The sequence below is a fragment of the Streptococcus oralis subsp. tigurinus genome (assembly GCF_002093545.1).
GTDB classification, from domain to species: domain Bacteria; phylum Bacillota; class Bacilli; order Lactobacillales; family Streptococcaceae; genus Streptococcus; species Streptococcus oralis_C.
Genome location: NZ_LNVF01000001.1, coordinates 21,357 through 40,023 on the forward strand (window position 1 = coordinate 21,357; position 18,667 = coordinate 40,023).

Sequence of the window (18,667 nt, forward strand, 5' to 3'; positions counted from 1 at the left end):
ATGTTGGAAAAATTTAAAAACATTCATTATATGTTTCATATTTCAATTGTGTTTATCATCTTTCCTATAGCGGGTGTCATCGTTGGAGATTACCCGCTTTTAACCTTGCTATGGACTTTACTATTTGTCCTAGCTTTTTATTCGGTTTTAGTCAGTCAAAATCGCACTGTGCAGTGGTTAGCTTGGTGGATCTTGCTTGCCTACATTTTTTACAGTTCCATCTGGCTGAATGGGAGCTTCGCTTGGTTTATCTTTTATTTATCCAATCTTCTTATTTACCAACTGGATGAGATATCTTTTCACTCTTGGCGTTTTGTTAGTTTTATTGTCTTGCAACCGTTGATTTTGACAGGGATCTATATGGTCGATCAAGTTAGTCCCTGGCAACTGCTCTTTTTCTTGGTGACTTTTGTCTTTTCTGATGCCTTGACTTTTGGTCTCTATCGAATTCGGATAGCAGAAGAGTTAAAAGAAGAAAAGATGAAACAAAATGCCAAGCTTAATCTTTTCTTGGCTGAAAACGAACGCAGTCGTATCGGTCAGGATCTTCATGACAGTCTAGGCCATACCTTTGCCATGTTGAGTGTGAAGACGGACCTTGCCCTCCAGCTTCTCCAAATGCAGGCCTATCCTCAAGTGGAAAAAGAATTAAAAGAAATTCATCAGATCAGTAAAGAATCCATGAATGAAGTTCGTACAATTATCGAAAATCTTAAAACAAGAACCCTTGCTTCCGAATTTGCGACTGTTAAAAAAATGCTGGAAATTGCAGGAATTGAAACGGAAGTCGATCACCAACTAGATACAGCTAGCCTAACTCAGGAGTTAGAATCAACGGCCTCCATGATTTTACTTGAGTTAGTGACCAACATCATCAAACATGCCAAAGCATCGAAAGCTTACTTGAAATTAGAACGAACTGAGAAAGAACTCATTCTAACAGTGAGAGACGATGGCTGTGGCTTTGCTTCTCTAAAAGGGGATGAGCTCCATACCGTTCGAGACCGTGTCCTTCCTTTTTCAGGAGAAGTAAAAGTGATCAGTCAGAAACATCCGACTGAAGTGCAGGTTCGACTACCTTATAAGGAGAGAAACTAAGATGAAACTACTTGTTGCAGAAGATCAAAGTATGTTGCGAGATGCCATGTGCCAGTTGCTTACCTTTCAACCAGATGTAGAGTCTGTCCTACAAGCCAAGGATGGCCAAGAAGCAATCCAACTTTTAGAAAAAGAGTCTGTCCATATCGCCATTCTTGATGTAGAAATGCCTGTTAAGACAGGCCTCGAAGTCTTGGAGTGGATACGAGCAGAAAAGCCAGAAACAAAGGTGGTTGTGGTGACGACCTTCAAACGCCCTGGCTATTTTGAACGTGCGGTCAAGGCTGGAGTGAATGCTTATGTCTTAAAAGAAAGAAGCATTGCAGACCTCATGCAGACCTTGCACACTGTTCTCGAAGGACGCAAGGAATATTCGCCTGAATTGATGGAAGTGGTGATGACGCACCCCAATCCGTTAACAGAGCAAGAAATCGCTGTTTTAAAGGGAATCGCTCAGGGCTTGTCTAATCAAGAAATCGCAGATCAGCTTTATCTATCAAATGGAACCGTCCGAAACTATGTCACCAATATTCTTTCGAAACTAGATGCTGGTAATCGAACAGAGGCAGCCAACATTGCAAAAGAATCTGGTTGGCTTTGATAAGAAGGGTTAAAAAATTCCGAAACGATAACTTGAATCGAAGGAAATCCATACTAGAAAGGAGGAGGCAAATTGCCTCCTTTTCTGGTTTAGAAAAGCGGTGAAAGCTAGTGTCAAAGAGTTAAAAGATCAGAATAAAAATGAAGTAAGTGGTAAGAGTTTTTAGAAAATCAAATAATTCAATATTTTTAGGAGAACAGAGAAATCTGTTCTCTTTTTTGTTCGCTTAAAATTCTATTTGAAAGGAGTTCAACGATGGTAGGATTAGAGATTGTAATGAATTTAGACACGTTAGAAATCTTTGACGTTATCGATCATGATAAGAATGGAAACAGCGAACAAGCACCTACAACCATCCAGTTAAGCTTATTTGACTCAATGACGTGCATTTGACAGAAGGAGATACATTAGGATGGACAGAGAAGCGCTATACAATGAATTAATTCAAAGCGAACCATTAGGTTTCATTGAACCCTTTTCTGACCTTGGCGAATTCGATCCTCTTCAGCTGAAATTTAAACAACCCGTAAAGGATTTAGTGAATCGATATTCAGGGCAGCCTTACAGTTTGGCCTGGCAACATAAAATTATGGAAATGCGGAAGTTGTTTATTGATTATCAGATAGCATTAAATGAAGAAGATAAGCAGATTAACTTTCAGCGAAGAACAAGAAGCGAAGAGTCCAAAGAACATGCTACAACTATTGTAACAACCTACTTGAAATTGGGATTTAGTTTTAAAGAGATTGAGAAGCGTGTTTCTTTATCTTACAAACAACTTCGTCGAGGATGGAAAAGAAGTGATCACATAATGACACATCCTCCTGAATTTTATAGTAAAGGAGACTTATCTGAAGGTTACTGTTTACCGAGTAAAAAGTTACCTAAAAGTATGAGAATAAACGAGGGATAGAAAATGGAAACTGGGATTTGTAGAAGATGTGGTTGTAAGTGGAATACAGCCTGCGTTGATGAAATGTATGGTTCTTGTTGGTGGGTAGATAAAAATAGAACGCTGTGTAGTCACTGTTTTTATGGTTTTAATGATGAATCTTGTCAGACAAAAGTTTATTACAGACCAGGGCATGATTGGCTTGAGAGAGATTGGGAATTTGCTTGGGAAATACTGACAAATTCAAGAAGTCATTGGGTATATGATATGGAACATGATGTGTTGTGTGTTGTTGGTTTAGGAGATCATATTGGAGCCGTTAGATTTATTGTAAGGAACTTTTATGGACTTAATCGCATTTATCGTGAGGATATTCCTAAATGGCAAGAAATTATTGGGAATAATATGATTTTTTATAATGCAAAGGTCAATGATTCAAAACATTACGCTAGTTGTTTGCCTAGAAAGTATAAAAATGAGGATTGAAATGAACAGTAAAATTATTGACAAGATACAAAATCTTTTAGAGTTAGCTTATGATGCACCAAACGATGAAGAGGGACAGACTGCCCTTCTGATGGCTCAAAGACTTATGGTGAAGCATAATCTTTCTATGAATGATTTAACGAATAGTACAACTCATAAAGATATTGGTGAAACAATAGGAACATGGGAATATAGACTTCCATGGTGGCAAGAAAAGTTGGCTGCTATTTTAGGTGAAAATTTTAGATGTAAAACGATAAGAAGACGACTTCCTGAAGATGGCATCACACAGATAATTTTCTTTGGATATCAATCCGATGCTGAACTTTGTAGTAAGGTTTACGAAGGTGCACTCTTATACCTTAAATATCGGCTGAAACGACTTTTCCCTACAGTCTCCAGGGCAAGATGGAAAGACTATAAGAAATCGTACTTACTCGGTTTCTTAAACGGAGTAGATCAACGTTTTCAGGAACAGGTTCAATCATCAGAAGAATTTGGTTTGATGGTAAAAATCCCAGCAGAAGTTTTGGAAGAACAACGACTTCGTATGGGGAAATTAGAAAGTAGAAGCCTAAAAATCGAAATTGAAGTTGATTATGAGGCTTATATTGCTGGTTTTGAACACGCAAAAGAGACCAGGTTGTTATCAGAAGAATTGTTGAATAAATGAGGATGAACATAGGAGGAAAGAAATATGAAAAATGCAGAAACAAATAAAGATTTTACGAATTTTGATTTTAAAAGCGTGGAAAGCGCTTTTGGGATGCCGATGCGTTACGCAAACAATTCATCGCATTTGGTAGCTTGCTTGGAGAAAAGTAAGCTGATGTTAGATGACATTTTTCAAGAGAAAATAAATTTTCTCTTAAACGGTCTGTTTTACGCAGACGGAGAGGTGAAAAAGAGCTTGTTTATCGAAGAAAATATGAGCGTTTTTTTCGAGTTGAAAAAGTGTGTTTATGATGCACACATTAAGAGCTTAAATAAAATTTAAGTGTTAAAATAAAAAACCTCAGAAGAGGGTAGGAGGAAATTATATGATTTTGTTGTTTATTGTATTGTTTGTTGTAGGAGTGTGCATTTCGTTCAGTGGAGTACTTATCATAGCTAAAAATACAGACATCAGACTTGACTTCAGTGGTAGGAAAGATTTCTTTTTGTCTCTAAGTCCTGGGGAATGGATGTTAAGTATATTTTTAATTTTGGTAGGAGGGATAATGATTTACTTCTCATCTATTGAGTTAACGCCATATATTATAAGTACATTTGAGTTGAAGTTGAAATAGGAGGTATAGTATGACAGTATTAAATCTACATAAAAAGGAGTGCCTAGAGATTGCTAAAAGGATTTTGGATTGGAATTTTATCAATCCAATTTTAGTCAAAACAAACTCACGCAGTCACATGGATACTCTAATGATTATAGACGGAAAAAAACTAGCTGAAAATCTAGAGTTGGAAATCAAGAGCAGTCTGGAAAGGAGTGACTTATCGAATAGCTATCTTGTAGAGTTTGATTTTGATAACCCAAATTTACAAAGCGATAGCTTATTCTTTGAGAAAATAATTGAATCAGCAGTTTTTTATCAAGTTCCAGAAAGTATTTCTGAAGCTAATAAGGATTTACAATGGTTCAAAAAAGTTATCTATGAGAACGGATATTCTAAAGAGGAATTGAGGAAAGAGTTTGGAATTGGTGAAGTCAACCCAAAATTGAACATGGAATTTTTAGACTTAACAATCGCATCACCGATTGGAGTGGAAACTGTTTTCCTAAGACAGACAACAGGAACTGAGGTTGGGCGATTTCAGCAGTATATATTACCACATGAAAGAGGTTTTGAACCATCTGTCGAAATTAGAAAACATTATATAACAAAACAGTTTGAGCAAAAACTCCCAGTTCAAATTCTTTCAACAAAAACAATTACAACAAAAAAGATGTTATCTAATGGATACACTTCCAATAACTTTATTGTCAAGGCGATCCTTGAACGTATTTTAAAGGAAATCGAGAACACTATTGAATATCAGACAATGGCTGGATTGACTGAAGAGCAATACGACTTTGTGAATTGGGCAATGCAGATTACAAAAACAGTAGATGAACGTATCCGTCAGTTTGATAATTTGTGTTATACGAAGGAAGAGCTAAAGGATATGACCGATATAACTAGTAGCATGATAGATAAAGTAGAATATGTTTATATGATTGAGTTTGACGGTATCTACAATCGCTTAGTAAAAGCTGAACGCTTGCAGAAAATCCTTGCTGACGGTAGCCTTTTAGGTCAAAAAGAAGAGATTGAACTGAAAGAAACAAGCACTGGTCTGGAAGTGAAAGATACAGACATTGAACGCTTAGAACTATCTTATCAAGCCTTGACTATCAACGCAGTACCACTCTATCACTAGAATAATAACAGATTAGCGCTTCTGGAAAAATATTTTATAAGTGTATTTGACTTCAAACTATAACTAGTGAAGGAATATGAGAGACCTAAAAATCATGAAAAAGATTGATTTATTAAAATGCTTATCCATCATCACAAAAGACGGATTAAGAACACAAAAATTTAAGAATAGTCATCTACAGCTCATCTCTTCAGCTGAAGAAGGAAGACGAGGATCTGTATTTGCATATCGTTCAAAAGCAAATATGGTGAAGGCACGTGGTGTTGTTTTAACCTCTGTCGAATCATTGCTGGAGAACCAGGATCAATTTACACACTGGACTCCTAACGTCTATTGCTATGGAAGCTATAGTGATGCTGGTCGACGGTTTACACGTGGCCACTCTGAAGATAATCTTAGACAGATTAACACCTTCTACATTGACTTTGATATTACCTCTTCAGCTGAAGAAATGACGACAGGAGATATTTTAACTGCTTCCTTGGAGTTAGGTTTTATGCCGACGTTGATCCTAAAATCAGATAAAGGATTTCAAGCCTATTTTGTCCTCTCAGAATCAGCCTATGTTACAGCTCATTCTCAATTTCGAGTGGTGAAGGTGGCCAAAGCTATCTCTCAAAATTTGAGAAATTACTTTGCTCAAACTTTACCAGTAGACTTGACTTGTAACCATTTTGGGATTGCTCGGATTCCTCGAACTGATAATGTTGAATTCTTTGATGCTGACTATACCTATTCGTTCCAGGAGTGGTTAGATTGGTCGATGAAGCAATCAGATTTTCCCTTCCTAAGTAAAAAGCCCAATTTGACGGTTATTTCAGGTTCTGAAGGGGTGAAACAGATTGATGAACCTTGGTATCAATTGCTGATGAGAGAGGGAAATATCAAAGGTGGAAAAGCCTTGATGGGAAGAAACAACGTTCTTTTCACGCTGGCTTTAGCCAACTTCTCTTCAGGAATCGATCAGGAAGAGTGTGAGGAGGTTCTTTCTAACTTTAATGCAAGTTTAGACGAACCACTCTCTTCATCCGAATATCATAAGATTATCACAAGCGCTTATTCAGGAAAATATGAAGCTGCTAGTCGTGACTATGTAATGACTTTATGTAGAGCGTGGGTCAATCAGGAACTCAAGGCTTCAGATCTCTTTGTGAAGCAACGTTGGTACAAGTTTAAGAAGAAACGTGCGGACAGAAAGAATAGTCATCTCTATGAATGGAAAACAGACGTAATGGCCTATTTAGAAGGTTTCTATCAATCCGAGGATCCATTTATCCAGACGACGAAAAAAGAGATACGAGAGAAGTTGAACATCCCTGAGCGCTCATTGGATAAAGTATTGAAAGTTCTCAAAGCAGAACAAAAGATCTTCTTCACAGTCAAACACGGCCGTGGAGGAGGCATCAGATTAGCCTCTATCAAAGCAATCTTGCTTTCCCTTATCAAGGTGAAGAAAGAACGTCAGGAGGCTTATATGGCCAATATTGCTGCTTTCTTTGAAGAAAGTATAGAGTTCACTCAGAGAGTGATAGAAAGGGTTAAAGATGGCTTTAAACAAACACAACAACTATCTCTATTTGAGCTTGATATTGGATAATTTTTAAAACCCGCAGACTGCCTTACATTTATATCTACGATTAATACTAAGATATAAATGTATATAAAATAAACTATGGAGGAATGATATGATTTTGATTTTAGCTGGAGTATTTAGTCTTATATTTGTTGGAGGATCTTTATTAGTTTTCTCACTTATAGGGATTCGTCAACGAGTTCGTTTAGAAAACGGATATGATTTTGAATTAGAGACAGATCTGTTGGCAATGGTTGGCGAAAATAGAAAGTGAGAAGAAGAATGAAGTATGTAATTTTCAGTTTTGAATTAGGTGATTATATTTGTAATGGTGAGAATAAAGTTTTAGTTTTTGATACTTTGGGACTAGCGTTTCAGTATCTTCAAAAACATTATCGAAAACCACTTCCTGAACAAAGAAAAAAGAGATTGATTCACTATCCTGATGTGTATCAAGCTCCGTTTAGACTTCTAAAAGTTTGTTAGGAAGGAGACAGGTCGATGTCAGAGTTATTCAAAATTATCCGTGGATACTACCTAACAGGAGTTGGACAGGAACCATTGGCTTATTATTTTAAACTTTCATCGGATAACTTAAAATTTGAGTCTGTTTCTGCGGGGGATGTAGCTTTAACTTTTTATCAAAACGAGGAGAGTATTTCTAGCATTCCAGCGATTATTAGAGTAGATAGTGTTATCTCGAATGATAAAATGATTTCAGATTACCTGCAGGAGGAGCTGAGAGATCATTATCCAATGTTACCAATTGTCCGTGTATTGGATTCCGAGGAATTTGATCCTTTGCTTTTTCAAGAAGTGATGACAACGTTCACTAACTTGAAATCAGAAATAAAAGAATTAGCCAAGATTGATTATGTTCAAGGATCCATATTTGATTTTATGGATGAGGAGGAAATAGGATGAGAGAGCTTTTAAGACACATTAAGTTAGCTTTAGGGGCTATTCTTGTCATTTTAGTTGTGAGTCTCGCAGTTCTAGGGGGGTATAGGGTGTATAAAGATCATTTTATCTTAGATTATGATCCTCACCTTACTCAGAAGGAATACCAGAATACTGTACTTGATCAAAATGTAAATCTAGTATTTTATAAAAAAGATTGTCCTTACTGTCAGGTTGGAAAAAGTGTAGTTGTAGATGCAGCCAATAAAGGTTCTTATCCTACATTTTACATTGACACTCAGACAGAAGAAGGTCAAAAGTTGGTAGAAAAATACCAGGTTGAAAAAGCTGCAACTATCATCAAAATTCGTAAGGGAAAAATAAAGAAATATCTATATGCTTCGAGGGATTCAGAGGAAAAGATTGTAGCAGATGAGAAAAGTATCCAGGAGGCCATAAATGACTAAAAGGGTAAAGCTAAGTAAATGGGCCGAGACAGCTTTTCAAAATGATTGGGAACTGTGGCGTACTAGGACAAATGAAGGAATGGTTGTTTTAGGAAAATTATCAGATGGAACGTTTACCCTACATCGTTTTAATGATGAGGGAGGACAACTAACGCATATTTCGCATGATGAAGCTCTTTGGCTAACATTGGATTTGGCACCTGAAAAGTTAGGCTGTATTTAAGGAGGTAGTATGTATCAAATTTTAAATGCCATTGCGCATGGCGTGGTTGGAACTGTCTTGATTGCGATCTGGTTCGTACCGCTCTTCAGGATAACCATATGTGATAACTTTGGAAATGAAATCAAAACGAAAAGGCTGCCATTAGCGTTCTTAATGTTACTAAAAAGTGTTTGGCCGAAAAGTAAGGTTTCATTTATTTGGAAAGGATATAAGAAGCATGAGAAGAACTAAATCATCTACTTTGAAGCAGAAAAGAGCTAACAAACATTTAAGAGGTATAAAAGATTACACGCTATCGAGTGAACAAAAAAGTTTCGACGATGTATCAACTTTTGATATGTTGTTTGCAACAAATGTGAGGTATCGAGTTTTTGCAATTTTAGGAGGCGTATCTGGTTTTATTTCGCTAGTTTTAGTATCAGTAAATCTCTTTTTAGGATTTAATGCGTATGTAATTGTAAATTTAGTTAATATGAGTCCAACTTTTCTAAAATTAGTAGGTGCAAAAGAAGTTTCTTTTATGACAGTATTTGAATTATTTTATTTTGGAAGTGTCGAGTTAATGAGAGATATGTTTGCAACTATTTTTGTAGCTATTATAGTTTTTTCTTTATCATTATTTATAATTTGGGCTACTGAAAAAAAGACAGATATAAACTCTTTAACAAATCAGTTTTATGAAAAAATCAGGAAGGAGAAATAAAATGTCTACTTTAATTGAAATATTCAAACGCTGGATTGAAAAGATAAAATCTAGCCCAATTTTGAAACCATTTATTAAGATTAAAGTTTGGTTTCAAGAGAATATTATTAAGAGAAAACTAGTCATTTTCTCAATGTTGTTTGTGACTTGGTTAAGTCTCTTGATGGGAGCGATTTTCTCACCACAAAGACAAACATATACTTCAGAACAACTTAAAACAAAGCAGATTTTTGCGAATGGCAGTGGTGAGATGAAACTGGTCAGCCAGGAATATTCACCAGATACTGGAATTATTGTTTTACAATTTGAGACGAAAGATGCTACGACTTCGATAGATCGGGGTATCGATGCCAAACGATTGAAATGGAAACTCTATGCGCAACATAAAGACTCAAAAATAGAGATGGATGTTGTGCCAATCATTGATAATAAAGTATCAGTTATTATTAAAGGAGTTCCGAAAAATTTTGGTGCATTTGCGATCGATGTGACGAATCAGACAGTCTCTTCTAGCTCAATTGATGTGAATATTTCATCGCCATCCAGTGATTCTAAAAAGGTTTCTCAGAAGAAATCTGGAGAAGAGGACACTGTACAATTCTTTGTAACTCCTCAAAATCCTCAGCTTGAAATCAAAGCTATTGAAGTTGTCTCCAGAGAAGAGTTTACTCTTCAGGAAATCGAAAAAGAGATCAATTTCCAGAATGAACAGTCTCAAAAATTGACAACATCAATTTCTCAATTGAAGGAATCTATTGAAGATGATAACTCACGAAAAGCGAGTCTTCAAGCAGAAGCAAAATATCTAACAGGTGATGATCTCGAAGCCAATCAAAAGAATATTGCTACGCTGGATACAAACATTGAAACGAAGAATAGAACCATCGAAACAGCCTATAAAAACATTGAAAAGTTGAAGGCTAAATTGGAGTCTTTGGACAAGAAAAAAGAAGCTGTTAAAGATGGAACATTTGAATTTTCAAACCCTATTGAAACTGTAGAAATGAATTAAAGTGAGGTAAAATAAAATGAAAAATTTAATTAAAATGGTAAAAGAAACTGATAAATTGGGATATAAATTATCTGCAATTTGTGGAGTGAATTGGCTTATTAGACAAGCCTTTAAATGGCAATCTTTAGTATTTGAAATGATAGCGTGTGCCGTTCTGATTAGAAAAATTTCAGCAGTACTTGAAATTAGTCCAAATTATTTAGGATTTTTGATGTTTATTTTTATCTTAGCCGTTCCTTTTTCAAAATTGCGTTTTGGTGTTGAGAGATTTATTTTTTCATTTTTTGAAAGTGTTGTGTTAGGCTTGATTTTTTCAATCGCAGTGGATTTTCCATTTCAAGAAAATGAATCATTGTTCTGGCTTTTAGCCACAATCTTTAGTATTGGTATTTATTATTTCATGAAGTGGTTTCAAGCAAAACTTTTTCAGCGTTATCTGTTCAAAAATATCTTAAACAAGGACTACCTTGGAATCCGAAAATTAAAAGATGAGTTACCTCCTAAAATCAATCTTTTTACGGATGCTGATGAAGGTGATGCAAACCAACGAATGATTACGATTAATCAGCGAGCAGTGAAAAAGGATTATCAAGATATTGTAGAATTAAGTTTTTTGAATAGAGAAAAACAGACAGGTATTTCCTATTACAGAAATGCATGGAATGGCTCTGAAGCTCCTCTTGAAAGAAAATTTATAGATTTTGAAGAATCTTATCATCCAGTATTTAGTGTCTTCCCGTTTGGGAAAAATCATGATTTTTATTTCAAGTTGATTCAATTTGATGTAAGTAAAAAGGATGCGTTTACTATGAAAGGTGAGTTTACGTTTACCAACAAATAGCAGTCAAAAATCTCCTTAATTTTTGAATTAAGGGGATTTATTTTTTATGATTGTCCCTTTAAAAAATAATTTGAAATTTTCGATTACAATTGGATTAATTAAATAAAAAGGAGAAGTAATCATGGCTAAAAATGATTTAAAAAAAATTGATAATCAACTTGAAGAGGCAAGGAAAAAAGTTGCCCTTTTGGAACAGGAACGTAAAGAAGCAGAAGAGAATCTTCAAAAACAAATTGGTAAAATTTATGTTCAAATTCAATTGAAGAAAAATAAGAATCAGTCGTATGAATCGATTTTTGAAGAGTTAAAAATGGAATTAAACCTCATCAAAGAAGATGAAAAAGAACAACGTTTAGCAGCTAAGAAAAATCGTGAAGAAGGAAACTTCCCAGCTGAAAATCAGTCTTAATTTTTGAGTTTTGAATTTCCAAACAAAACCAAAAACGGTGTAAGTAAAAGTATGTAAAGAAGAAAAACAGTGTAAGTATAACACCTATAAAGTGTGTAAAGGTAAGTATAGTATGTATGTGTAAGTAGGTGAAACCGAGAAAATTGATATCATTGGAAACGTTGATACTATCAACATATCACGGCACGTGATATCAGTTTCCCTTATGCTCTTTTCTACCACAACACACCTAAAAAGGACCTTAGTCCCTCTGTGTGTGTTAGTGTGTTGAAAAACCGCAAAAATAGAACCGTGATGGTTCGTGATGTTGCGAGGTTGAAGTTTTCTTTTTTGCTTCTTTTTGCTTTTGCTTCGACAAAAGAAAAAAGAAGTCCTGCTTTTGGGACAATAAATAATAAGATGGAGGATACAGATGAACCTTCTCATTAGAGGATTAACACAGGAAGAGGTTAGCTATCTAAAAGCTCTTGCAAAAAAAAATAAAGCCAAATCATTAAATGATTTTCTGCTCTCAATCTGTCGTGAAAAAATTGAGTACGGAAAATTTAATCGTGCTCAAGATTTGTATGTGGCTCATTTAGAAAATATGAAATTAGCTTCTGACCATGTTCTGGAACAAATGAAAAAACAGACAAGCATACTCTCAGAACTTGAAGAAAAAATGGATTGTTATGGCGATCATATTTCACGTTGGTTAGAGTATCAGGGGGAGGTGGAAAGTGATGACTAAAAATTTTTTAATTAGAAATGTTCCTGATGATATGTTTGAACAACTTCAGGCTATTTCAAAAAAATATAACTATCCAAGTTTTAATGAGTTTATGTTATCGCAAGTTCAAAATATCGTAATGAATGACGGATTGAATTTGTACAATAATCAATTTGCGGAAACATTATCCGATATCAAAAAGCAACAAAGTCAGATTTTAGAATTGATGTTGAAGAATGACATTTCTCTTTCTGCTTTAAATGTTAAACAAGATATTGTAAATGAACTAACCACAAATTGGTTACATTTTATGGATGATGTATCTGCACTTGAAGCTGAACGACGGTCAGGTGGTGTTTGAAAATGAAGAAGAATAAATCTCTGTTCATCATTCTCATTTTTCTTGCGATCTTTATCGTACAACCTAACAATTTTAATGCTATCAAATCTGGCTTGACACAAAATGATATTCCGAATCAATTGAACATAGCCGATTCAGCTGAAGAAAAAAATCCCAACTCAAATTTGAATTCTACTCTAAAAAATGATGATTTGAAATCGAAGGAGTATGATGGAAAAAATCAAGTGATTGTTGTCAATGAAAAATCACAATTTACAAAAAGCGAATTGAGTTTAGAAAATGGCAGCTGGGAAAAATATTCTGATCTAGATTTTTTAAATCGTGTAGGAATTGCTGAAGCAATGTTGGGAAAAGAATTGATGCCAACGGAAGATAGAGAATCTATTTCGTCTATCACACCAACAGGATGGAAAAATAAAAAAATAATTTTCAACGGGAAAGAAGATTATTTATATAATCGTTCTCACTTAATCGGTTTTCAATTAAGTGGAGAGAATGCGAATGCTAAAAATTTATTTACAGGTACACGTGCTTTAAATGCAAATTTTGAAGATGAACAATCATCAATGGTTTACTATGAAAATAAGATTGCTAACTACATAAAAAATACGAACCATCATGTTCGCTATCGAGTAACTCCCATTTTTAGAAATGTGGAGTTAGTTGCTAGAGGAGTTCGTATGGAAGCACAGAGTATTGAAGATGATGAGATCTCATTTGATGTATATATCTTTAATATTCAACCAGGATATAAAATCAATTATTTGACAGGATCATCTCAGAAAAATTGAGGAGGGAAAAATGAATCCAAGACTTAGCTTATATTTTAGCGAAGAAACACATGAAAAATTTAAGGAAATAAAATCCTACTTGAAAGAATCGTCTGCTTTGCAGAAACAGTATCGAAATAATTCGGCAACGCTCGTCACTTTGATTGAAGTTTTTTATAAACTTTTTATTGAATTAGGAGAAGGAAAAAATTTCTATGAGCGACTGACTCAGCTGGAAAAAAATTGGGGGGATGCCTTTGATTCTGGAAATGACAATAAGGCAATTCATCGTCAACTTGATCAAATTCTTTATCTAGCATTGACTAACTTTCATGCTATTACGAAAGATGATTTTGATGTTCAAGAATTGGAATCTATTCATTCACGATTGGATCCTACACAGCATGAATTAATGGCAAGAATTAATGATGTCATTCAAGAAGATATTGCACGTGGTCAAACAATCAAACATTCTCATTGAGGTACAGTAAATGGTAGATGTTGTTGAGATCTATTTAGAAACAGGAGATTTTCATGAAGCGGTGAGACAGTCAGGGTTGCCTACTCATATAGCTCATTTGAAATTGATTAAGAGTGGTTGTCTGAAAATTCAAGATAAAATTCAGTATGGTTCTAGGACAGCTAAGCTCGGGGGAATGGCCGAGGAGCTTTTTCAAAAGTATGTTCCAGATGCAACGGATGCGAATAAGTATTTCAAGAAAAATAATCCAGTATATGATTTTTGGCTAGATGGTCTAACGATTGATGTAAAATACAGCTCATTGTATAAAAGGAAAAACGGGAACTCCCATCACTGGCAATTGAGAACAAAAGGAAATCAAGATTTTATTGTCGCCTTTTTAGAACGAGAAAGTGGTTCAGAGTTAGAAAAACCAAATATCTTATTGATTCCCATGCAATTTATTGAAGAGCAAAAAGAATTACATATTTCTCAATCAGGACGGTGGATCAATGATTTTCAAGTTGAACCTGAAGAATTACAACCGTTATTAAAAGACTATGCTCTTTTAAGAAAAAATGGACTATTTTAATTCAAAGAGAGGGGAATAATGAACGTATCTTCTAGTCCAAGTATTACCTTCATGCTGCAATATACAGAAGCAAATAGTGGGTTTGTAGACTACACAAATAGAGACGAAGCTGTCGAGGTTGATAATGAATTAAATTTAGAAACACACAGACAAAATATTGAGTCTCTAACTGAAGATGAACTACAAAAAATCCAAGCTGAAGTCCCAGAAACAAAACTTAATTTCCAGGAGTACATCGATTATATGAATCGTTCTTATGCTACTGAAAATCAAAGTGAAGAGATGACAGCGATTTTTACAAAAGAGGCCAATTACTTGCAGCGTAGCAAAGTAACTGAATTGAAAAGTAAGTTAGAACAGGCTTATCAAAATGGCTCTCTTCTATGGCAGGGTGTTATCTCTTTTGATAATGATTTTTTGGCCAAAGAGGGATTATATGATCTGGAAACTGGGAAAGTCGATCAGCAAGCTATCAAGTCTGTCATACGTGAAGCATTGCCAAGGTTGATTGAAAAAGAAGGCTTATCTGATTCATCATTTTGGTGGGCTAACATTCACTTGAACACGGACAATATTCATGTGCATTTTGGTTTATCTGAAGTTGAATCTGCAAGAGATAAATTTTTCTATCGACCTCGTGGAAGAATGGAATATAGAGGTAACTTTTCCCAGAAAACCATTGAGCGTTTTAAAAGTGATGTTTTTCATGGTCTGTTGAATGAACAGACTAGAGGAATGATTGTTCGACGAGAACAAATCTTGGCGAATATCAGAAGTGAGTTGATCAATTCTGTATTTAGAGATCAGAAGGTTCGTTCTTCGGCTGAAAAAAATTTTTTGGAGCAGGCTTACAACCATTTGCCTATGGATAAAAAATGGCGCTATGGCTCAAATGCAAGAGATTTTGCAGTCAGTAAATTCTTCATTGATCGCTATCTGGATTCCTATTTAGAAAATGATGGGAAAGAGCTCTATCAAGAATTCCTGAAAGAAACGAAGGACTTCCTAGAAACCTATAGAGGAGCTTATTCGGCTGGAAAAAAATCAACCTACGAAAAGATTCGGAAACTTGATGGTCGTGTTGAGAAAACACAACAGGAGGCTGCAGGCTATCATCTGCAGCAATTAATAGCAAATCGAGAGAAGGAGTTGAGAGAACGATTAGCAAATAGAATCTTGCACCTATTTCGTGAGAATGCTCCTGAAATAGCTGACGTTCGGCTGGAAAAAAATTTGGCCAATTTCTCAGTAAAGAATCAAAAATTAATTTTAGCCCAGGATCCTAACGCAAGTGTCATCAAAACACTAGATGCCTGGAAAAAACTGGGTTATGATTTGAAAGATGGAGCAAAATCTATTGAAATCACAAAACCAGTCTATGCTGCTTATGATAAACACGGAACAGGTTTGGGACGTCCTGAATATGTTAGGGAATTAGTTTATGATGTAAGTCAAATGAAAGAAGACTTACTGGAGAAGCAACTTAGTTTAAGAGACTTGTCGCTATTTTCTTCAGCTGATTTGAAGGATCTTGTAGAAGCGGCGAAAAAGAAAAGTGATCGATCATTAAAAGATCGTCAAGAGTTGGGAACGTTTCGCTATGCTTTAAAATTGAGTTTATTGGAGGAAAAACAGAGTAGCTTATTAGTTCGTAAAACTCTTTTTGATCAAATTCAACCACTTGAAACCGATAAGCCATTTGTTGAATTGAAAAAGAAAGAAATTCAACAAAGACTGAAGCTGACTGAATTGCAACTGACTCCAAATTATAAACTAAGTGAAGCAGACCAATCTCTAAAACAATCTCTTGCTAACCAGTTTGAAGATAGTGTTTCCTTTTCAGTAGAAAAGGCTGATTCATTAGCAATTCAATCACCTATCAAACGTTTGAAGGGAGAATTAGAGACAGTTCAACCTCTTCAAGATGAAGGAGTCCTGACTATTCTAAAGGGATATCATGTGACGAAAGATAGCTATATAGAAGAGCTACAGACCCATATCTCAATTTTTCAGCTGAAACATCAGATTTACAGTCGAAATAAGGAAATTTCACAAACGACTGATCAAGCGACTATTCAAAAATTAAAACAGGAGAATGCGAAAGGATTTTCTGAACTCAAATCACTCTATCAAAAAATATTGCCAGAGGAAGAAAGCAATCAGAAAAGTCAGTTAGCTCAAGCTGTTTCACATAAAATGCAAGAAAGGAAAAACCTGCAAAGAAAAAACGCCCAACAATCTCAAGGTAAAGCAATCATCAATACAGATTTCATGAGAAATCTGACCAATTCTCTTCAAAGGGCTCAACGTGCAAATAAAAAAGCCCTTATGGAACGTGAGAGAAGCGATGAGAGACAAGAACTTGAAGAAAAAGGACACAGTATATAAAGGGATGTGTTTGGAGCCAAAAAAAAGCCGTGATTTTTTCACGGCTTTTTTACAATTCATTATCTGCTTTCATTTCAGCAAGCACTGAGCTAGTCAAGACTTTTTCTGCAAGATCTCCCTGCTCAATCTCTTCAGCAGTATAGTAGTAGTCAATGATAGGACATTTTTCTAGCAATTCAATATAGTCTCCTCTCACGATATAGAGATATTCGTCTGTTGATCCCTCTAGCATGTCATTTTCTAGTTCCTGGATCAGATCGCTGTAATCATAGCTAAAACGATAGTTACCAGCATCTATCCATGCTTGAACCCTCATAGCGACCTCAAGACTTAACTTATTAAAGTCTTTCTTGCCATTTCTCAAGAGAGAAATAGAACTCTCTTGGATATCTATTTCTTTGCTCAAACGATAGGCTGAGACAGCCTTGTTCATCAAGACCGCCTCAACTTGTGATGTGTTAATACGCATATATCACCCCGTTATCTACGTGACCTACTTCTTTAACCCCTTCGACTGGTTTCATTCCACGGGCCTCTATTAAAATTCTATCATCTTTATCAACCCAAAAGTCCAGACGGTCAGCAAATTCTTCAAAAGTTGTTTCTTCTTTGAACTCTTCGTAGAGGTCAACAAGAGCTTCTTTTAATTGTTCTTCAGTCATTTTTATTACCTCTTTCTATTTATATTTTTATTTTACGCTTGCCATAATTTCGGCAAGTTCTCTAACTTTTTTAGCTTCATCAATATGATGTTGAACATTTTCTGGTTCAATTTTAATGATTGTGCTTTCTTCATACTTGCGACCAAATTTTTGGATGATTTTATAAACATCTCCGGTTGAAATTCTCACAAGGTCTGTTGCTAGTTTTTCTGCTTTATCCGAAAATACTTCGTTGCGGATAGCTTGCGCTTGTTCTTTTTGTTTTCTCAACGCTTCTTTATGTTCTTTGTAAGTTGCCATTTTGTTTTACCATAAGAGTTTTTTGCTCTCTCTTTCTTTTTTTATTTGCTTTCTTGTGCTTTCTTTAAATCTTCGATAGCTTTAGTGACCTCATCCCAAGTGGCATCCCAATTCGCATCTCCATCAGTGAAATCAAATTCGATGTCTAGTTCTTCGAGGATGCCCTCATAAAAACTGCGGTCAAAGTCATCCCAAAAATTTGAGTTCTCTACTAACTCATATTTTTCCAGAAGTGTCGGTTCTCTGAAACCTTCAGGCCAATCCCTCCCTTCTGTCCCTACAACTTCTAATTCTAAAAGCGGTTTATCCGCGTCTTCGATATAATAACGCATCATTTTGTTTTACCGTGAGAACTTTGTTCTCCCTTTCTTTATCTTGATTATATTATATCAAAATACTTGACGAACGTCAAGGGTTTTAGTGAAGATAATTGCTTTTTTTGTTTAAAAATGGAATTGTATTGTCCCTTTAACTGGAATTTCTTGGATATTGCATAGAATAGAAAGATAAAAAGAGAAAGGAGAAGAAAAATGAAGCTATTATTTCCAGATGTCGCAGTTGAAGACTTTGATTTCTCAGCCGAATGGTTAATTACGGCAATGAATGCTGATAGCAAGCAAGTGCATTTTGAGGGTCAAGGAAGAAATTCTGATTTAGAAATGGTTCTAGATTTTAAGGAAAATTCTGAGCTATTTGAATCTTTTTCAGTAGGGGAATTGGTTCACTTAGATCCAGAAACGTTTCTACAAGCAGAGAAAGAGCCGTATAAACCACAGTATGAAGGATTTTAAGGAGATTTTAT

Annotated in this window: 29 protein-coding genes; 25 read left to right on the top strand and 4 right to left on the bottom strand. The window is 35.3% G+C overall.

The window, feature by feature from the left end; translation table 11 throughout:
• The 24 genes from ATE34_RS00130 (at position 1) to mobP2 (ending at position 16,903) form a co-directional block, all read left to right on the top strand.
• Positions 1 to 1,098: a sensor histidine kinase gene (locus tag ATE34_RS00130; protein WP_084910524.1), complete on the top strand. Its 1,098-nt coding sequence runs from the start codon at positions 1 to 3 to the stop codon at positions 1,096 to 1,098.
• A 1-nt stretch (position 1,099) separates the two neighbouring features.
• The gene (locus tag ATE34_RS00135; RefSeq protein ID WP_084910526.1) at positions 1,100 to 1,699 is read left to right on the top strand and encodes a response regulator transcription factor; all 600 of its coding nucleotides are present in this window, start codon (positions 1,100 to 1,102) and stop codon (positions 1,697 to 1,699) included.
• A 412-nt stretch (positions 1,700 to 2,111) separates the two neighbouring features.
• Positions 2,112 to 2,612 carry a modification methylase Sau96I gene (locus ATE34_RS00140; protein ID WP_084910528.1) on the top strand — a complete coding sequence of 167 codons (501 nt, stop codon included), beginning with the start codon at positions 2,112 to 2,114 and terminating at the stop codon, positions 2,610 to 2,612.
• Between the two features lie 3 nt (positions 2,613 to 2,615).
• Entirely contained in the window at positions 2,616 to 3,077 is a 462-nt protein-coding gene (locus tag ATE34_RS00145; RefSeq protein WP_084910530.1) for a hypothetical protein, read from the top strand.
• 1 nt (position 3,078) lies between these two features.
• The gene (locus tag ATE34_RS00150; RefSeq protein WP_025172836.1) at positions 3,079 to 3,750 is read left to right on the top strand and encodes a DUF2786 domain-containing protein; all 672 of its coding nucleotides are present in this window, start codon (positions 3,079 to 3,081) and stop codon (positions 3,748 to 3,750) included.
• A gap of 24 nt (positions 3,751 to 3,774) precedes the next feature.
• On the top strand, positions 3,775 to 4,074 hold the full coding sequence (locus ATE34_RS00155; RefSeq protein ID WP_084910532.1) for a hypothetical protein: 300 nt from the start codon (positions 3,775 to 3,777) through the stop codon (positions 4,072 to 4,074).
• A gap of 302 nt (positions 4,075 to 4,376) precedes the next feature.
• Complete coding sequence (locus tag ATE34_RS00165) at positions 4,377 to 5,495, top strand: hypothetical protein (protein ID WP_084910536.1); 1,119 nt, start codon at positions 4,377 to 4,379, stop codon at positions 5,493 to 5,495.
• Between the two features lie 94 nt (positions 5,496 to 5,589).
• A complete protein-coding gene (locus ATE34_RS00170) occupies positions 5,590 to 7,092 on the top strand; it encodes a primase C-terminal domain-containing protein (protein WP_084911136.1) in 1,503 nt (500 codons plus the stop codon).
• A gap of 88 nt (positions 7,093 to 7,180) precedes the next feature.
• The gene (locus ATE34_RS11040) at positions 7,181 to 7,342 is read left to right on the top strand and encodes a hypothetical protein (protein ID WP_180382655.1); all 162 of its coding nucleotides are present in this window, start codon (positions 7,181 to 7,183) and stop codon (positions 7,340 to 7,342) included.
• An 8-nt stretch (positions 7,343 to 7,350) separates the two neighbouring features.
• Positions 7,351 to 7,554 carry a hypothetical protein gene (locus ATE34_RS00175; RefSeq protein ID WP_000878299.1) on the top strand — a complete coding sequence of 68 codons (204 nt, stop codon included), beginning with the start codon at positions 7,351 to 7,353 and terminating at the stop codon, positions 7,552 to 7,554.
• A gap of 15 nt (positions 7,555 to 7,569) precedes the next feature.
• Positions 7,570 to 7,992 carry a hypothetical protein gene (locus ATE34_RS00180; RefSeq protein WP_001292118.1) on the top strand — a complete coding sequence of 141 codons (423 nt, stop codon included), beginning with the start codon at positions 7,570 to 7,572 and terminating at the stop codon, positions 7,990 to 7,992.
• On the top strand, positions 7,989 to 8,435 hold the full coding sequence (locus ATE34_RS00185; RefSeq protein ID WP_084910538.1) for a thioredoxin domain-containing protein: 447 nt from the start codon (positions 7,989 to 7,991) through the stop codon (positions 8,433 to 8,435). The genes ATE34_RS00180 and ATE34_RS00185 overlap by 4 nt, the downstream gene beginning before the upstream one ends.
• Positions 8,428 to 8,658 (top strand): hypothetical protein, encoded by a 231-nt coding sequence (locus ATE34_RS00190; RefSeq protein ID WP_000167064.1) that lies wholly within the window; start codon positions 8,428 to 8,430, stop codon positions 8,656 to 8,658. The genes ATE34_RS00185 and ATE34_RS00190 overlap by 8 nt, the downstream gene beginning before the upstream one ends.
• A gap of 9 nt (positions 8,659 to 8,667) precedes the next feature.
• Entirely contained in the window at positions 8,668 to 8,889 is a 222-nt protein-coding gene (locus tag ATE34_RS00195; RefSeq protein WP_000284343.1) for a hypothetical protein, read from the top strand.
• Positions 8,876 to 9,361 (top strand): hypothetical protein, encoded by a 486-nt coding sequence (locus ATE34_RS00200; RefSeq protein ID WP_084910540.1) that lies wholly within the window; start codon positions 8,876 to 8,878, stop codon positions 9,359 to 9,361. The genes ATE34_RS00195 and ATE34_RS00200 overlap by 14 nt, the downstream gene beginning before the upstream one ends.
• Position 9,362: 1 nt before the next feature.
• Positions 9,363 to 10,373: a hypothetical protein gene (locus ATE34_RS00205; RefSeq protein ID WP_084910542.1), complete on the top strand. Its 1,011-nt coding sequence runs from the start codon at positions 9,363 to 9,365 to the stop codon at positions 10,371 to 10,373.
• A 16-nt stretch (positions 10,374 to 10,389) separates the two neighbouring features.
• Positions 10,390 to 11,214, top strand: a complete 825-nt coding sequence (locus tag ATE34_RS00210) for a hypothetical protein (protein WP_084850971.1) — start codon at positions 10,390 to 10,392, stop codon at positions 11,212 to 11,214.
• Positions 11,215 to 11,335: 121 nt separating this feature from the next.
• Positions 11,336 to 11,623 carry a hypothetical protein gene (locus ATE34_RS00215; protein ID WP_084850974.1) on the top strand — a complete coding sequence of 96 codons (288 nt, stop codon included), beginning with the start codon at positions 11,336 to 11,338 and terminating at the stop codon, positions 11,621 to 11,623.
• Positions 11,624 to 12,035: 412 nt separating this feature from the next.
• Positions 12,036 to 12,353 carry a hypothetical protein gene (locus tag ATE34_RS00220; RefSeq protein ID WP_084910545.1) on the top strand — a complete coding sequence of 106 codons (318 nt, stop codon included), beginning with the start codon at positions 12,036 to 12,038 and terminating at the stop codon, positions 12,351 to 12,353.
• Positions 12,346 to 12,693, top strand: a complete 348-nt coding sequence (locus ATE34_RS00225; RefSeq protein ID WP_084910547.1) for a hypothetical protein — start codon at positions 12,346 to 12,348, stop codon at positions 12,691 to 12,693. The genes ATE34_RS00220 and ATE34_RS00225 overlap by 8 nt, the downstream gene beginning before the upstream one ends.
• Before the next feature lie 2 nt (positions 12,694 to 12,695).
• Positions 12,696 to 13,484: a DNA/RNA non-specific endonuclease gene (locus ATE34_RS00230; RefSeq protein WP_084910549.1), complete on the top strand. Its 789-nt coding sequence runs from the start codon at positions 12,696 to 12,698 to the stop codon at positions 13,482 to 13,484.
• 10 nt (positions 13,485 to 13,494) lie between these two features.
• A complete protein-coding gene (locus tag ATE34_RS00235; RefSeq protein WP_084910552.1) occupies positions 13,495 to 13,944 on the top strand; it encodes a hypothetical protein in 450 nt (149 codons plus the stop codon).
• 10 nt (positions 13,945 to 13,954) lie between these two features.
• Positions 13,955 to 14,515: a hypothetical protein gene (locus ATE34_RS00240; RefSeq protein WP_084910554.1), complete on the top strand. Its 561-nt coding sequence runs from the start codon at positions 13,955 to 13,957 to the stop codon at positions 14,513 to 14,515.
• An 18-nt stretch (positions 14,516 to 14,533) separates the two neighbouring features.
• Positions 14,534 to 16,903, top strand: coding sequence for a MobP2 family relaxase (gene mobP2 / locus ATE34_RS00245; protein ID WP_084910556.1), 2,370 nt, complete (start codon positions 14,534 to 14,536; stop codon positions 16,901 to 16,903).
• Between the two features lie 49 nt (positions 16,904 to 16,952).
• On the opposite strand, the gene ATE34_RS00250 is transcribed toward mobP2, so the two are convergent.
• The 4 genes from ATE34_RS00250 to ATE34_RS00265 are packed head-to-tail and all read right to left on the bottom strand — an operon-like array spanning position 16,953 to position 18,200.
• Positions 16,953 to 17,372 carry a hypothetical protein gene (locus ATE34_RS00250; RefSeq protein ID WP_084910558.1) on the bottom strand — a complete coding sequence of 140 codons (420 nt, stop codon included), beginning with the start codon at positions 17,370 to 17,372 and terminating at the stop codon, positions 16,953 to 16,955.
• A complete protein-coding gene (locus tag ATE34_RS00255) occupies positions 17,362 to 17,565 on the bottom strand; it encodes a hypothetical protein (protein ID WP_084910560.1) in 204 nt (67 codons plus the stop codon). Before ATE34_RS00255 ends, ATE34_RS00250 begins: the two co-directional genes overlap by 11 nt.
• Before the next feature lie 27 nt (positions 17,566 to 17,592).
• Positions 17,593 to 17,865, bottom strand: coding sequence for a hypothetical protein (locus tag ATE34_RS00260; protein ID WP_042902900.1), 273 nt, complete (start codon positions 17,863 to 17,865; stop codon positions 17,593 to 17,595).
• A gap of 41 nt (positions 17,866 to 17,906) precedes the next feature.
• On the bottom strand, positions 17,907 to 18,200 hold the full coding sequence (locus tag ATE34_RS00265; RefSeq protein WP_084910563.1) for a hypothetical protein: 294 nt from the start codon (positions 18,198 to 18,200) through the stop codon (positions 17,907 to 17,909).
• 195 nt (positions 18,201 to 18,395) lie between these two features.
• Between ATE34_RS00265 and ATE34_RS00270 the strand changes: the two genes are divergently transcribed.
• On the top strand, positions 18,396 to 18,656 hold the full coding sequence (locus ATE34_RS00270) for a hypothetical protein (protein WP_000770569.1): 261 nt from the start codon (positions 18,396 to 18,398) through the stop codon (positions 18,654 to 18,656).
• Positions 18,657 to 18,667 lie beyond the last annotated feature (11 nt).